Genomic DNA, 13604 nt, shown 5'->3' with positions numbered 1-13604 from the left:
GGGCAGAGGCGGCTCGGAGGTTGTCGCATCAAGGGACGAGGGCCTGCTTCCCGTGGGTTTCAGGGGCGTCAGTGACGGGAAGCGGGCTCTTTCACGTCCGGGTGTCAGCCGGTCACGGTGATCCGGTTCGTGGCCGGAGGCGCGATCGGGTTGTTCTGGCCCAGGTAGTCGACGAAGGCGTCGATGTCGAGCGGGCCGCTCCACAGGTCGGTGCCCTCGGTGAACACCGGGAAGGCGTCACCGCCGCCCACCAGGAAGTTGTTCGCCGCCACCCGGATGGTCTGAGTGTCGGTCACCGGCTGGCCGTCGATCATGATGTTCGAGACCTTGCTCCCCCACGGCGCGCTCTGGCTGTAGGTGTAGGTCAGGTTCGCCGACGGCTGCAGGATCCGGTTGAACGGCTGGTTGTTCGGGCCGCCGGTGAACTGCTGCTCCAGCAGCGTCTTCAGCTGCGCCCCGGTCAGCGTCACCACCTGCATCAGGTTGTTGAAGGGCTGGACCGTGAACGCCTCGCCGTACGTGACGACCCCGTCGCCCTCACCGGCCGGCGAGCCCGCGTAGCTCAGCGACGCGCGCACGCCGCCCGGGTTCATGAACGCGATCTGCGCGTTGCCGCCGGTCCTGGTGGCCGCCAGCTGGGCGTCGGCGATCAGGTTGCCGAGCGGCGACTCTCCGGACGCGACCGCGACGTTCGGGATGTCCGCGGTGATCGTGCCGACGGGCCGGTTGGCCACCCCGGACACGCGGTCCTTCCACGTCTGCACGAACGCGGTGATCTCCGGGTCGGGGGCGACCGTGCGGGTCACGACGTGGTTGTCGGCCACGGTGGAGGCCCGGTCGATGTCGCGGGTGCGGGTGTCGACCCGGAGGTCCACCTGGGTGATGACGCGGCCGAACGAGCCGCCCTGCGAGAACAGCCGGTCACGGCCCCGCGGGTCCTTGACCGTGCACAGGTACGCCTGGTGCGAGTGGCCGCTGAGCACGAGGTCGATCTCGGCGTCGACCTGGGTGGCGATCCGGTTGCCCGCGCCGGGGACCGCGCTGCACGCGTCGGGCGACTGGCTCGGCGTCACCTGGTCGCCCTCGTGCACGAGCACGACCTGGGCCTTCACGCCCACCAGCGTGAGCAGCTTGGACGCCACGTTCGCGGCCTTGACCTCGTCCACGAACTTGATGTTCTTGATGCCCTCGGAGGTGACGATCGTCGGCGTGGTCTGCGTGACCAGGCCGATGAAGCCGATCGGCACCCCGTTCATCCACTTGACGCTGACCGGGGGCAGCGCGGGCACGCCCCAGTCGGCCATCAGCTTCTTGATCTGCGGGCTGTTGCCGAGCGCCGAGAGCGCGTCGGTGCGCTCGTGCCGGTTCTTGAAGAGCACGTTCGCGCCCACGTAGTCGAAGGCGGCGCCCTTCCATTTGCCGGCGGGGGAGCAGCCGTCCACCGGGTGGCAGCCGCCCTTCATGATCCGCCGCAGCTCGTCGTAGCCCTCGTCGAACTCGTGGTTGCCGACCGCGGCCACCTTGAGCCCGAGCTTGCCCATCAGCTCGACCGTCGGCTCGTCGTGGTAGGCGGCCGAGATGAGCGGGGTGGCGCCGATGAGGTCGCCCTGCGCCACCGCGATCGTGTTCCTGTCGGCCAGCGCCTTCATGTGCGTGGCGACGTACGCGGCGCCGCCCGCGTCGACGGTGTTGCCGTGCTCGTCGACCATCCGGCCGGAGGACCCGGTCGGAGGTTCCAGGTGGCCGTGGAAGTCGTTCAGTGCGAGCAGCCGGACGGGGACCGTACGCGGCTTGTGAGTTTTACTCGCGTCTGCCGGGAGACCGGCGAGCAGGAGTCCGCCTGAGGCGACCGCTCCGGCCAGCGCCAGCCGGAGGAAGGAACGGGACGTCATGGCCCATGACGTTACGGCGACAATCCGTGCAGCCAATGTCGCAAAGGTAACGATTCATCGGGGCCCCGGCTGGCGGTATTTGCCAGTTGTACGCCTAGAGTTCGAGCTGTGAGTACGCACGTGAGGATCAGAGAACGGCTGGACGACCAAGAAATCGCCGATGTCTTGAGTGTCGTGGAAGCGGCCACGGAAGCCGACCGCGTCCGCCCGCTCAACGAGCACGTGATGCTGCATCTGCGCTACGGCGGCGACCCCCGCGCCCGCTCGCTGCTGCTCTACGCGGACGAGCTCGTCGGATACGCCCACGTCGACCCCACCGACGAGGTGGAGGGCCCCAGCGGCGAGCTGGTCGTCCACCCCGCGCACCGGGGCCGCGGCCACGGCAAGGAGCTGCTGCGCGCCGTGCTCGACCTGACCGGCGGCAGGCTGCGGCTGTGGGCGCACGGCGGCCACCCCGGCGCGGAGGCGCTGGGCGCGTCGCTGGGCTTCGTGCGCGCCCGGTCGCTGTGGCAGATGCGCCGCTCCCTGTACGCCCCGATCGCCGACCCCACCGTGCCCGAGGGCGTCACGGTCCGCACGTTCCTGCTCGGCAGGGACGAGGAGGCGTGGCTCAAGGTGAACGCCGCCTCCTTCGCCCAGCACCCCGAGCAGGGCGCCTGGGAGCTCGACGACCTGCTGCGACGCGAGCGCGAGCCGTGGTTCGACCCCGAGGGATTCTTCCTCGCCTTCCGCGGCGACCGGCTCGTCGGCTTCCACTGGACGAAGATCCACGGCTCCGACGAGCACGGCCACGAGCCGCTCGGCGAGGTCTACGTGGTCGGCGTGGACCCGTCCCAGCAGGGCACCGGCCTGGGCAGGTCACTCACCCTGACCGGCCTGGCCCACCTGCGCTCGCGCGGCCTCGCCCAGGCCATGCTCTACGTGGACGAGACCAACACGGCGGCCATCCGCCTGTACGAGTCGCTCGGGTTCGCCCGCTGGGACGTCGACGTCATGTACGCCGCTACTCCACCGCCCAGTGAAGCGCGTAGTACGACAGCGCCGCGACCAGAGCCGCAGCCGGGATCGTAAGGACCCAGGCGGTCACGATGTTGCCCGCCACTCCCCACCGCACGGCCGACAGCCGCTTGGTCGAGCCCACGCCCATGATCGCCGAGGTGATCGTGTGCGTGGTCGAGATCGGCGCCCCGAACCCGATCGCGGCACCGTACAGGACCGTGGACGCCGCCGCCTCGGCGGCGAAACCCTGCGGCGGGTCGAGCGCGATGATGCGACGGCCCAGCGTGCGCATGATGCGCCAGCCGCCCGCGTACGTGCCCAGCGAGATCGCCGCGGCGGCGGCCAGGATGACCCACTGGGGGATGTCGTCGGTCGGCGCCACGTAGCCGCCGACCACCAGCGACAGGAAGATGACGCCCATGGTCTTCTGCGCGTCCTGCAATCCGTGGCCGAGCGCCATCGCCGCGGCCGAGACCGTCTGCGCGTAGCGGAACCCGCGGTTCGCCTTGCCGGGTTGCGCGTTGCGGAAGATCCAGTAGATTGCGATCATGATCGACGCCGCGAGCGTGAAACCCACGAGCGGCGACAGGATCATGGGGATGACGACCTTCTCCACCACGCCGTCCCAGTGGACCACGCTGGCGGACGCGAGCGCCGAGCCGATCAGGCCGCCGATGAGCGCGTGACTGGAGGAGGAAGGAAGACCGAAATACCAGGTGATCATGTTCCAGGTGATGGCGCCGATCAGGCCCGCCGCCACGATCACCAGGCCGTGAGAGCCCTGAGGTGCGTCAATGATCCCTTTGCCGACCGTCTGGGCGACCTGCGTTCCCAGGTGGGCGCCGATGAAGTTCATCGCCGCGGCCATGAACAGCGCCGCCCTGGGGGTCAGCGCGCGGGTGGAGACGGACGTGGCGATGGCGTTCGCCGCGTCGTGGAAGCCATTGGTGTAGTCGAAGATCAGCGCGATCACGACCACGCCGATGACTAGGGCGAGCGTGAGGTCCACCGGCCCTAGCTTTCCTTGACCGCGATGGATTCGACGGTGTTGGCGACGTGCTCGAAGGCATCGGCCGCCTCTTCGAGGGCGTCGATGACCTCCTTCATCTTCATGACCGTGAGCGCGTCGTACTCACCGCCGAACAGCTTGGCCAGCAGCCGGCGGTAGATCTGGTCGCCCTGGTTCTCCAGGCGGTTGACCTCGATCCAGTACTCGTTGAGGTTCTTCATCGACCGCAGTCGGGGCATCGCCTCCGCCGTGAGCTCCGCCGCCCGCTCCAGCACCTCGACCTGACGGACCACGTCTTTGGGGAGATGGTCGATCTGGTAGAGCACGATGAGGTCGGACGCCGCTTCCATGGCGTCCATCACATCGTCGAGGTTGGAAGCGAGACGGTAGATGTCCTCGCGGTCGAACGGAGTGATGAAACTCTCGTTGAGCCGGTTCATGATCGCATGGGTGCGTTCGTCGCCGGCGTGCTCGCAGGCCCGCATCTTCTCGGCCAGGGACTCCCGATCCGATCCGTCGCTGATGATCTCTACGAGCAAGCGTGATGCGGTGACCAGGTTGTTCGCCGAGTCGGCGAACAGGTCATAGTAGCTGTCCTCACGTGGCGTGAGCCGCAGGCGCACGTCGTTCTCCAGATGTGCGGGGATGGTCCGTGGAAAGGGTAAGGCTTACCAGGTGAAATGCGAACTTCATGTCCCCTTCTCCTAGGCGCTACCCTCCGTATGCTGTACGACACCGGGGCAAGAGTACTTCCAACGCCCCATAGCCGCGCAGCCGGGTACTACACCTCTGTGCGGTGAAAGCTCTGGAACGACCGCGACGGCGTCGGCCCGCGCTGCCCTTGGTAGCGCGACCCGTACCTCTCCGACCCGTACGGGAACTCCGCCGGCGAACTCAACCGGAACACACACAACTGCCCGATCTTCATCCCCGGCCACAACTTGATCGGCAACGTGGCCACGTTGGACAGCTCAAGCGTGACGTGACCGGTGAACCCCGGATCGATGAACCCGGCCGTCGAGTGCGTCAGCAACCCGAGCCGCCCCAGCGAACTCTTGCCCTCCAGCCTGGAAGCCAGATCGTCGGGCAACGTGATCACTTCGTATGTCGAGGCGAGCACGAACTCGCCCGGATGCAGGATGAACGGCTCGTCCCCGTCAGGCTCGACCAGCCGCGTCAGATCCGGCTGCTCCATCGAGGGATCGATGTGCGGATACCTGTGGTTCTCAAACACCCGGAAAAAGCGGTCAAGCCGGACGTCGATGCTGGACGGCTGGACCATGTCCCGGTGGAACGGGCTCAGCGCCAGGCGGCCGGCGTCGATCTCGGCAAGGATGTCGCGATCAGATAGCAGCACGATGAGCAACCTACCCGGTGTGTCCTGGCGAAGTCAGACGGCTCTGCTTGGTCAAGTGGGTCGGCTTTCCGCTAGAGTGTTGGTCGCGGCTTCGGGCCGCGACGCGGGTGTAGTTCAATGGCAGAACATCAGCTTCCCAAGCTGACAGCGCGGGTTCGATTCCCGTCACCCGCTCTCGAAGTGAAAAGCCAGGTCAGGGATGGGTTCCCGACCTGGCTTTGATCGTTTACGGACCTGTTGTCGATCTTCCGTGCAATTAGCGTGCAATTAGCCCACGGGAGCGAGCGCGCCGTCGTCGCCCTCGTCGCGCTGCTTGAGCTGTTGGTCGATGGCGTCCGTGATCACTTTGTCGGCGCCTCTCACCGCGTGCTGGTAGATCATGGCCGCTCTGACGTTGTCGTGACCCATGCGCGCCATCAGGTCCTTGAGGCCGGCCCCCGACGCCGCCGCCAGCATGTTTCCCGTGTGACGGAGATCATGGAAATGCAGTCCGGACAGTCCCATGTCCTTGACCACGTCGACCCAGCGCGTACGGGTGTTGAAGCCGCTTCGGCGGATAGGGCCGCCCTTCGCGCCGGGGAACACGAGCGCGCCCGGCTCGTCCTGGACGTAGGTGGCCATGTGCTCTTTGAGGATCGGGATGATGCTCTCGGGAAGGCCAACGGTTCGCCTGCCCGCCTTGGACTTGGGCGGCCCGAGGAGCAGCCCGCCCGATGAGCGCTCCGCGAACGCGACGCGTACGCGAACGGTCCTGGCCGCGAGATCCACATCCATCCGGCGTAGCGCGCTCACTTCTCCCCAGCGGAGACTCGCGAACGTAGCCAGCAGGACCATGGCGCGGAACCGGCGGTCTTGATCGGAGTCCGCCTTGCCATCGCGAGCCATGTTCCAGAGCGCCCGCTCTGCTTCGGCCCGCCACCAGGTCGAGTTCGTCGGCGGTGCCGTGGAAGCAGACCCTCATGCCGCCCTCCCGAAGGCATCGGCCATGGCGCGGATTTCGGAGTCGGAGACGTACGCAGCACGGACGCGGATCGGCTCAGGCGAGGTTTCCAGCCGCACGTATCCGACTCCCGCCCCCAGCTCCGGGACGGGGGAGATGTGATCGGCCAGCGCGCCCCGGTCGCGTGCGCCGTCGCCGAGGACCATGTCCACGTTGAGCGCCGTTACATCGAGAAGCAGGAACTTCCGGCGAAGGTAGTCCGAACCGCCTGCGGCTCAGATAATGGGATCATGGAATCGGCTGAGGAGTGGGATCGGTGCTTGGGGTGGACGTTCGAGTTGATCTCGGAGGATCCTGTTCGGCGCGAGCGGGCGCGTGGCCGACTGAGGGTTACTCAAGATCGCCGTAGTAAGGCGTTGTATGCCTTCAATGAGGTCTGGCGAGATGAGGGGTTGTCGGCCGCTGATCAGGCAGGAGGCCGATACGTCGCAGAGCGACGGAGAACGCTGCCAGATGCTTTGTGGGAGTTCATTCCCGCTGAGTCCTACGCCGATTGGGGCGGACTGAAATATGTCCTGCTCCATCTGGAGTGGGAGGCCCGATACCCGGACGAGTGGATGGCCTCTGCCAAGAGCTGGGGGACAAAACACGGTCAATTACACGATCTGGCCAGGGCCGTGCCATATCTGGCGACTGAGCTGATCGATCAGCTGGTTGACTTGATTTGCCTTGCCGTACGGCGTGAGCACCGTTGTGAAGATGAGGGATATGCCGTACTGGCCAGGGCGGTTGGCGGATTGCGGTTACGTCGTCTCCTGCTTGAGATCGCCGATGATCCTGATGAGGGTTTCCGCTTACGAGCCCGGTACCTCCTGTGGTTGTTAGACCACCCTGAGGCGCCCAAGCCCAAAGTAAGCCAATGGAAGGCGTGGTTGAGAAGTCGGGAAGCCGATCCGGTGTCTGAAAGAGCCGAACCTGTCGCCTGAGCACGACGAGGAAGGAGAGGCTCCCCGTCCCCCCACGTGCCCGTTGCGTGCCCCTCAGGAGGGTGACTAAGGGAGACTCGCGGGGAATCACGGTCACTCGACCGGCATCTGTCCAGGTCAGCGTTTCCCCTGCTCAGAGCACATTATCTTGAGAGAGTTCCCAAGCTGACAGCGCGGGTTCGATTCCCGTCACCCGCTCTCTCGGAGAGCCCTGCTCGCCGCCCCTTCGCGTCGGCTTCGGCGGGGCTCTTGTGCTGGTCGGGGGGACGACCCCCGAGCCCCCCGCGTGCCACCCTCTTCTCTCGGCTTCTCGTCTGAGGGCGCGGTTGCTGTTGCCTGGTAGATCGTTCTCGCGTACGCACGCGCCTCTGCAGGATTTCAGGGCTCTTTCACGGCTAACCTCGCAGGGCGGATCACGATGAGCCTGTGATCGAGTTGTGGAGTGACGCCGAGCTTGCCGTCGGGGCTGGCTTGGCCGTTCTGTTGATCCTCCTGCCCACTGTCGTCCGGCTTGCCAGGGTGATGCTGTCCCGCCACAGATAGTGCCTCCGGCGGCAATGAACCCGCCGACCTCACAGCGCGCCGCTGGCCCACGACGCTAATGATCAAAGTTGCATGAGCCCGGCAGCAGTTGGCCGGAACCCGCATCGCGCATAGAACTCTTCGAGGTGTGGCTCATAGTCGACGTGCAACCAGCTGGCGCCACGTGAGCGTGCCTCCTGAGCGGCACGCTGCACTAATAGCACGCCCACCCCCTGTCGACGAACTCGGGGGTGCACCGTGGTGTCGAGGATGAAGGCATGGATACCACCATCGGTGGCCACGTTGACGAAGCCCACCAGCGCCCCCTCACGGTATGCGGCCACCCAGCAGAGACTGTGGGCCAGCATCCCCGAGAACGAAGCAGGACGATGATCAGGCCACGACGCGTCGAACAACTCGTTCAGCTCCACGTCCCCAAGCGCCGGCCGCACCTCCAACCTGATCTGGTTCTCCGGGGCCTGCTCCCTCATCACCATGCTGAGCAGGGTGCCATAGATGCCCTCGGCAGGGGCACTCCGGCACCGGGATGATCAGAAGGCAGAGTGCGCGTGCGGCGGCGAAAACCCCAGTCCAGGGACTGATCGCCGTGCAATTAGCGTGCAATTAGACAGGGCAACGAGGAGTCAACCACGGTCACTCGCGACCCGGTTTCCGCCCAGCTCAGGGCCCTCACGTGCGGTGGTCCGTGCAGTTCCCAAGCTGACAGGGCGGGTTCGATTCCCGTCACCCGCTCTCATCGTGAAAGCCCAGGTCGACCGAGGGATTCGGGACCTGGGCTTTGATCTTGCCTCGGTCTGGTCGATCTTTGTGGGCTATGAACAGCCATTAGCTCTTGATCACCCCTCTCGGGAGTAGCGGCCCGCCTCGCCCTCGTCGCCGTCTTCGTCTCGGGTGCCGAGTTGCCGATCGATGGAAGACACGCGCATTACGCCAGAACACCAGGTCACGGGCTGATCGTCGTGCATTACCCTGCCATTTGGGCAGTTTCGCAGCCTGAGCGCGGTGCTGAAACTAGCCCTTGTCCTGCGTCTCAGCGGTGAACGGGAACGCATCGTTGATCAGCAGTTCCGTTACCTTGAGCAGGCGGCGATGGTAGTCGAAGGCATCGTGGAATGGAGAGGGATGGCCCAGGTGACGCAGATGCCAGCAGATTTTACGCCGGCACCTGAGGAGAGTAGCCCTGTGTGCTGAGTCGGCCATGCCCTTGTTGCGGAGGTAGGTCGATACGCAGTTGGCAAGGGTAGCGTTCAACTCGACGAGGTTGTCCCTCTCTGAGATCGCTACGTCAGGGAATGGGACGAGTCCATGCTGGGCCCATAGGACGCCGACCTCTCGGAACATCACCCGATGCCCTTCTGGTCCGGGCCATCTCCATCCATGCAGGTATCGCACCTCCGGTGCCAAGGGACTACGGCGATGCTTTCGCTTTTCGAGGCGGCGGCGGTCGGCGAAGGCGTCGATCTCCGCGAGCCAGGCGTTCCGGCTGAGTTCCAGCATGTCCAGCGCCCGGATCAGGGCCAACTCATCGCGTCGAAGGTTGCCTGCCGTGGTCAGGTAGGACCAGGTCGCGTTGAAGCCGATTGGGTGGTAGCAGCCGGCTGCGGCCCTCAGCGCGCGGAAGCGCCTCCCGAATGGAAGGTCGCGGTCGCGAACGCGCCTGGCGTATGTCCCGAAGCCCACAGCGAGATCATCCCTTACCCGGGGCCTTGGCATGCTTCCACTTCGGGTGGGATCGAGGGCAGGCGGGATGATCTCAGATGGGCGGGATGCGCGCGTCACGTGAGCAACATCAGGTCGCGGGTTGATCGCCGGGCCATTAGCGGGCCATCAAGAGGGGTGAGGAGGGGGCAACCCCGGTCGCTCAGGACCGACTCGTCGCCCAGCTCGGTGCCTCATCGGGCCATGATCGATGCGGTTCCCAAGCTGACAGCGCGGGTTCGATTCCCGTCACCCGCTCTCATCGTGGCAGCCCAGGTCGACCGAGGAATTCGGGAGCTGGGCTTCGATTCTTCCAGGGCTGTTGATCTTTGTGTGCCACTGCGTGCCATTGGGCCCATCGACAAAACGATCAACTGTGCGGTTCGCTCAGGAGGAGGGGCCCGGGTCGGCAGGAACCGGGGCGATAACATCACGATCATGGTGGGCTGGGAGATTCGGTCGGCTTCGGTGGCGGACGTCGAGATGGTGGCCGAGTTGCGGGCCGTGGTGCTGAGGCCGGATCTCGAGCGGCTCGGGCGGTACGACGAACAACGTGTACGACAGCGGTTGCGGGATGGGTTCACCCCAGCGCACACCTGGATGATCGAGGTGGATGGCGCGTCGGCCGGCTGTGTGGCGCTGCGGCCGGCCAAGGACACTTACTGGCTGGAGCACTTCTACCTGGACCCGGATTCGCAGGGCAGGGGCATCGGCACTGCCGTTCTGAGCAGGCTGTTGGAGTGGTGCGACCGCGAAGGCGCCGTGGTTCGGTTGAACGTGCTGCAGGGCAGTTCGGCCCGCCAGTTGTACGAGCGACACGGGTTCACGGCCGAGACCGAGGACGAGGTGGACGTCTTCATGGTGCGCCACCCTTCTTCGCCTGGCGATCACCCGGCGGAAACCAGGCCGGGCGGATCAGACTCACGCCCTCGGCTCTGTTTCACACCGTGACAGGTACGGCTTCTCGCGTGCACATGAAGGAGCTCTTCTTCGGCAGCGTTGCGCTCCCAGTCGACACAGCGCGGGTTCGATTCCCGTCGCCCGCTCTCAACGCGAAAAGCCAGATGGGTTCCCGACCTGGCTTTCGATCAAGCCCCTCAACAGTTGCTACCGCCCGCTCGGATCAATCGGATCTACATCAGCACCACCCGGTCAGCGTCGACATCGAACCCGAGATCCGGATGGTCGGGAGGTCCCTCCGCACTCATCCACACGGACTTCCCGAGACGCCGTCCGAGCAGGCAGAAGAAATCCACGAGGACGTCCAGCCGCTCCTGCCCTTGCAACTCTCTGAGATCGACGTCGAAGTCGATCGACTCGGTTCGGTACATGCGGAAGATGACCAGCATGTCGAGGGCCAGACAGACTCTCAGCTCAGGCACTCCGTCGGCATAGGCAGCCACGGCCATGTCAGCAGCCGAAGTGAGCTCCATCGGCTCGCCACCCACCGAATCCCACGGCAGGTCAGGCACAGCACTCATCATCCCTCCAGAACGCGCCTTCGGTGAGGGACCCCGGGTCCGGGATGATCGCTGCATGGCCCTGCCCCGCTTCTCCTTCGGGCAGGTCGACGGCAGACGGGGTGATCAGGCGGGCGGTGAGCGCGCGTCGCGCGGCAGGATGGGCCCATGCCGCCCCCCAACGAGGACGAGGCGATGCTCAGGGGAGCCTGGAGACTCCTGCGGGACGCTCTGGGACATCTGGCCTGGTCTGCCCCCGATCAGATCGCCTGGCTCGGATCCGTGATGCACCCTGATGAACTGGCCCTGGATTACGATCACGCGTACCGGGTGTCGTGGATGCCCAGGGAAGCCGGGTGGATCAGAGACGAACTGTCACGACTTCTCGCCGAGATCGATCGGCTCACCGCCGAGCTGACAGAGGAAGGCCCGGCGCCATGGAGCGCCGAGGGGCTGCAAAGCCATCCCACATGGCAGCGCCTGAGAGTTCTGGCCTGCCAGGCTCTGGCACTTATGCCCCCGACCCCCTGGGATGGCGATCCGGACTCCTGATCGCTGGGCCATGAGCGAGCCATTAAGGGGTACCCGCGGCCACTCAGGACCGGCTTTCCGCCCAGTTCAGCGCCTTGGGGCGTCCTGTCAGGCCCTTCGTTCTTTCAGTAGACGCGCCGTCCTCCGCCAGCCGGCACGGCTGCGAACCTGATCGGCTCGTTCAAGATGGGGAAGGTCCTGTTGGTCACCGACCGGCCGTCGATGACCAATACGCTTCCGAGGGCCGGATCCTCAGGCTTCCACGTCCACTGTGCGCCCGATCTCGGTTTCGGCGCCGCACCGAGTCCCTCGCCGTTCTGGGACCACGCCGCCTGCCTACTCTCCCTCTTCATCAGAGGACCGCGCGATCATTCCGTAAGGCGCCAGCAGAAAGACCTTGGGGGAAAGACGTTCCATGTCCCCGCGCCTGCCGAACACCAGGCCGGCGGCGAAGTCCACGAACTGCTTGGCCTCGCTGTCGGGCAGCTTGGTGAGGTCCATCACGACAGGAGTGCCGGTGCGGAAGAAGTGGCCCACCTGGATTGCCTCGTTGTAGTCCCGAGGACACAGCGTCTTGATCACGGAACATGCCTCCACCCCACGACAACATCAAGCCACCTATACAGCTACAGCACCGGACCGCACCACCCTCACCATCGCCTGATCACCGCACAGGGTCGAGGGCGATCGACGGCCTGGGCCTCGTGCCACAGCCCACCGGGCACCGTCGTGACGCGGGAGCGGCCTCCCGCGGCCGCTACGTGCCCGTCAGGAGAGCGACCAAGCGCCCGCGCGAGCCACGTACTCATACCTTCCGCACGATGACGCCCGCTGTACGGACGAAGCTCTCCACCGCCGCACGGACTTCCGGAGTCAAGGCCTTCACCGCATCCGTAGATTCGGCCTTGTTCATGCTCCCGGCCAACTCCATGGCACGGTTCGCGAGTCGTCTGATCTCGGCATCCTCTGTGATCAGCTCTACCTGATACAGAGCCGTCCACCCCGCCGCGCGTGCGCGCAAGACCTCGTCCTCCGCCGTACGAAAGGCTTCGCTGTTCTTGTCCTTGGCTCGCTCGGCCCAGGCCCGCCGCTGAGCTCTCCGGAAGTCCAGAACCATACGCGCGAAGTCGCTGTAGATCTTGATCTGCTCACCCCGAAGCCGCTCGGTTCGAGCGAACCGCTCCGATCTTTCGATGGAACGCCGCTGGAGCAGGTAAGTCATCAAAGAACCCAAGAGGGTCCCAGTGACCGCGATGATAGATGTGACGATCGCCGACATCTCCCGAGTGGACCATGAAGTGCTTTCGCGTGCGAAGTGCGGTCGGTCACTCTTGCCTCCGGCAGGGGCGCTCCGGCTCCGGGATGATCGCCGCGCCGGGCATGAGCTACGGCCGAGGGCTGAGATCATCTCGCCCGCCATCGACCGGGACAAGCCGAGCAAGCCAGGGTCACGGGTTACGCGTCGCCGGAGTGCCGGCCGGATACCGACTTGCCTCACAGCGATACTTCATGATCGGTATATGGCCGCGACTAAGAGGACATCTGATATGACCGCGAACGCCTGTGTCTTCTGCAGAATCATCGCAGGAGACGAACTCTCACAGACAATCCACGAAGACGATAACGCCATTGCGTTTCTCGACATCGCCCAGGTCACCAAAGGCCATAGCCTGGTCGTACCGAGAAAACATCACACGGACCTTTCAGAGATATCACCCGATGAGGCAGCGCAGGTCATGCGAACCGCCGTTCATGTCTCTCGCCGGCTAACTCAGGCTCTTGGCGCACCTGGCATCAACCTCTGGCACGCCAGCGGCGAAACCGCCTGGCAGAGCGTCTTCCATTTCCACATCCACGTGGTTCCCCGCTACACGCTCACCGACCTCGCTCCCCCTTGGACGGAGACCGAATCGCCGCTCGAGTCGCTTGCAGGCTTGGCAGAGGAGATTCGCAGCTGGTGCGATCTTCCATAGGAGTTCGCACAGCGGGTCCACGCACTCCGCCACCAGCGTGCATGTACGACATGACTTTCGTCAGGGTTGTTGATCGACGATCGACAGAGGTTAGCGTCCACGGGAGTGGTGTACGGGTTTGACCTTGATCGTCACCTTGATGCCCGTGAGGGAAGATCGATGTGACATGAGGGCGGCCACTCCGCGATCCTTCACAGCTGTCGAAGGCATAAGAAG

The 13604-nt window shown here is 65.2% G+C and carries 15 protein-coding genes, 1 tRNA gene and 1 pseudogene; 6 read left to right on the top strand and 11 right to left on the bottom strand.

The window, feature by feature from the left end; translation table 11 throughout:
* Positions 1 to 104: 104 nt before the first annotated feature.
* Positions 105 to 1892 carry a bifunctional metallophosphatase/5'-nucleotidase gene (locus tag ABD999_RS38685; RefSeq protein WP_271275164.1) on the bottom strand — a complete coding sequence of 596 codons (1788 nt, stop codon included), beginning with the start codon at positions 1890 to 1892 and terminating at the stop codon, positions 105 to 107.
* A gap of 120 nt (positions 1893 to 2012) precedes the next feature.
* Here ABD999_RS38685 and mshD point away from each other — a divergent pair, with 120 nt between their 5' ends.
* A complete protein-coding gene (mshD, locus tag ABD999_RS38680) occupies positions 2013 to 2963 on the top strand; it encodes a mycothiol synthase (protein WP_271275218.1) in 951 nt (316 codons plus the stop codon).
* Here the strand turns inward: mshD and ABD999_RS38675 are convergent.
* From ABD999_RS38675 to dcd, 3 genes are all read right to left on the bottom strand, one after another.
* Positions 2896 to 3900 carry an inorganic phosphate transporter gene (locus ABD999_RS38675; protein ID WP_271275165.1) on the bottom strand — a complete coding sequence of 335 codons (1005 nt, stop codon included), beginning with the start codon at positions 3898 to 3900 and terminating at the stop codon, positions 2896 to 2898. The two genes, mshD and ABD999_RS38675, sit on opposite strands and share 68 nt — an antisense overlap.
* 5 nt (positions 3901 to 3905) lie before the next feature.
* Positions 3906 to 4523, bottom strand: coding sequence for a DUF47 domain-containing protein (locus ABD999_RS38670; protein ID WP_148036594.1), 618 nt, complete (start codon positions 4521 to 4523; stop codon positions 3906 to 3908).
* 158 nt (positions 4524 to 4681) lie between these two features.
* On the bottom strand, positions 4682 to 5257 hold the full coding sequence (gene dcd / locus ABD999_RS38665) for a dCTP deaminase (protein ID WP_148037269.1): 576 nt from the start codon (positions 5255 to 5257) through the stop codon (positions 4682 to 4684).
* Between the two features lie 103 nt (positions 5258 to 5360).
* Between dcd and ABD999_RS38660 the strand changes: the two genes are divergently transcribed.
* Positions 5361 to 5431: transfer RNA gene (locus tag ABD999_RS38660), tRNA-Gly, on the top strand.
* Positions 5432 to 5524: 93 nt separating this feature from the next.
* On the opposite strand, the gene ABD999_RS38655 is transcribed toward ABD999_RS38660, so the two are convergent.
* Together ABD999_RS38655 and ABD999_RS38650 are read right to left on the bottom strand one after the other, a co-directional pair.
* A complete protein-coding gene (locus ABD999_RS38655) occupies positions 5525 to 6142 on the bottom strand; it encodes a site-specific integrase (RefSeq protein ID WP_271275166.1) in 618 nt (205 codons plus the stop codon).
* Between the two features lie 72 nt (positions 6143 to 6214).
* Positions 6215 to 6409, bottom strand: a pseudogene (locus tag ABD999_RS38650) (cell division protein FtsK); the annotation flags it as partial.
* 78 nt (positions 6410 to 6487) lie between these two features.
* Here ABD999_RS38650 and ABD999_RS38645 point away from each other — a divergent pair.
* Positions 6488 to 7183 carry a hypothetical protein gene (locus tag ABD999_RS38645; protein ID WP_271275167.1) on the top strand — a complete coding sequence of 232 codons (696 nt, stop codon included), beginning with the start codon at positions 6488 to 6490 and terminating at the stop codon, positions 7181 to 7183.
* A gap of 605 nt (positions 7184 to 7788) precedes the next feature.
* Here ABD999_RS38645 and ABD999_RS38640 read toward each other — a convergent pair.
* Complete coding sequence (locus tag ABD999_RS38640; RefSeq protein ID WP_271275168.1) at positions 7789 to 8202, bottom strand: GNAT family N-acetyltransferase; 414 nt, start codon at positions 8200 to 8202, stop codon at positions 7789 to 7791.
* Positions 8203 to 8737: 535 nt separating this feature from the next.
* The gene (locus tag ABD999_RS38635; RefSeq protein WP_271275169.1) at positions 8738 to 9406 is read right to left on the bottom strand and encodes a hypothetical protein; all 669 of its coding nucleotides are present in this window, start codon (positions 9404 to 9406) and stop codon (positions 8738 to 8740) included.
* Positions 9407 to 9628: 222 nt separating this feature from the next.
* Between ABD999_RS38635 and ABD999_RS38630 the strand changes: the two genes are divergently transcribed.
* A complete protein-coding gene (locus ABD999_RS38630) occupies positions 9629 to 10375 on the top strand; it encodes a GNAT family N-acetyltransferase (protein ID WP_271275170.1) in 747 nt (248 codons plus the stop codon).
* Positions 10376 to 10557: 182 nt separating this feature from the next.
* On the opposite strand, the gene ABD999_RS38625 is transcribed toward ABD999_RS38630, so the two are convergent.
* The gene (locus tag ABD999_RS38625) at positions 10558 to 10896 is read right to left on the bottom strand and encodes a hypothetical protein (protein WP_271275171.1); all 339 of its coding nucleotides are present in this window, start codon (positions 10894 to 10896) and stop codon (positions 10558 to 10560) included.
* Positions 10897 to 11052: 156 nt separating this feature from the next.
* On the opposite strand from ABD999_RS38625, the gene ABD999_RS38620 reads away from it, so the two are divergent.
* Positions 11053 to 11436 (top strand): nucleoside/nucleotide kinase family protein, encoded by a 384-nt coding sequence (locus ABD999_RS38620; RefSeq protein WP_271275172.1) that lies wholly within the window; start codon positions 11053 to 11055, stop codon positions 11434 to 11436.
* A gap of 315 nt (positions 11437 to 11751) precedes the next feature.
* Here ABD999_RS38620 and ABD999_RS38615 read toward each other — a convergent pair whose 3' ends face one another.
* Together ABD999_RS38615 and ABD999_RS38610 are read right to left on the bottom strand one after the other, a co-directional pair.
* A complete protein-coding gene (locus tag ABD999_RS38615; RefSeq protein ID WP_271275173.1) occupies positions 11752 to 11997 on the bottom strand; it encodes a cell division protein SepF in 246 nt (81 codons plus the stop codon).
* A 223-nt stretch (positions 11998 to 12220) separates the two neighbouring features.
* Positions 12221 to 12694 carry a hypothetical protein gene (locus ABD999_RS38610; RefSeq protein WP_271275174.1) on the bottom strand — a complete coding sequence of 158 codons (474 nt, stop codon included), beginning with the start codon at positions 12692 to 12694 and terminating at the stop codon, positions 12221 to 12223.
* Positions 12695 to 12962: 268 nt separating this feature from the next.
* Here ABD999_RS38610 and ABD999_RS38605 point away from each other — a divergent pair, with 268 nt between their 5' ends.
* A complete protein-coding gene (locus ABD999_RS38605) occupies positions 12963 to 13388 on the top strand; it encodes an HIT family protein (protein ID WP_271275175.1) in 426 nt (141 codons plus the stop codon).
* The last annotated feature ends 216 nt before the right edge of the window (positions 13389 to 13604 follow it).

The organism is Nonomuraea ferruginea (genome assembly GCF_039540635.1).
In the GTDB taxonomy this organism is placed as follows: Bacteria; Actinomycetota; Actinomycetes; order Streptosporangiales; family Streptosporangiaceae; genus Nonomuraea; species Nonomuraea ferruginea.
The sequence above is the reverse complement of the archived record's forward strand: the minus strand, read 5'-3'. Positions and strand labels throughout refer to the sequence as shown.

Coding starts and splice junctions, on each gene's coding strand:
- ABD999_RS38630 (WP_271275170.1), top strand. CDS start 9,629: ATGATCGATGCGGTTCCCAAGCTGACAGCGCGGGTTCGATTCCCGTCA.
- ABD999_RS38605 (WP_271275175.1), top strand. CDS start 12,963: ATGACCGCGAACGCCTGTGTCTTCTGCAGAATCATCGCAGGAGACGAA.
- ABD999_RS38640 (WP_271275168.1), bottom strand. CDS start 8,202: ATGGTGATGAGGGAGCAGGCCCCGGAGAACCAGATCAGGTTGGAGGTG.
- ABD999_RS38645 (WP_271275167.1), top strand. CDS start 6,488: ATGGAATCGGCTGAGGAGTGGGATCGGTGCTTGGGGTGGACGTTCGAG.
- ABD999_RS38620 (WP_271275172.1), top strand. CDS start 11,053: ATGCCGCCCCCCAACGAGGACGAGGCGATGCTCAGGGGAGCCTGGAGA.
- ABD999_RS38610 (WP_271275174.1), bottom strand. CDS start 12,694: ATGTCGGCGATCGTCACATCTATCATCGCGGTCACTGGGACCCTCTTG.
- ABD999_RS38685 (WP_271275164.1), bottom strand. CDS start 1,892: ATGACGTCCCGTTCCTTCCTCCGGCTGGCGCTGGCCGGAGCGGTCGCC.
- ABD999_RS38655 (WP_271275166.1), bottom strand. CDS start 6,142: ATGGCTCGCGATGGCAAGGCGGACTCCGATCAAGACCGCCGGTTCCGC.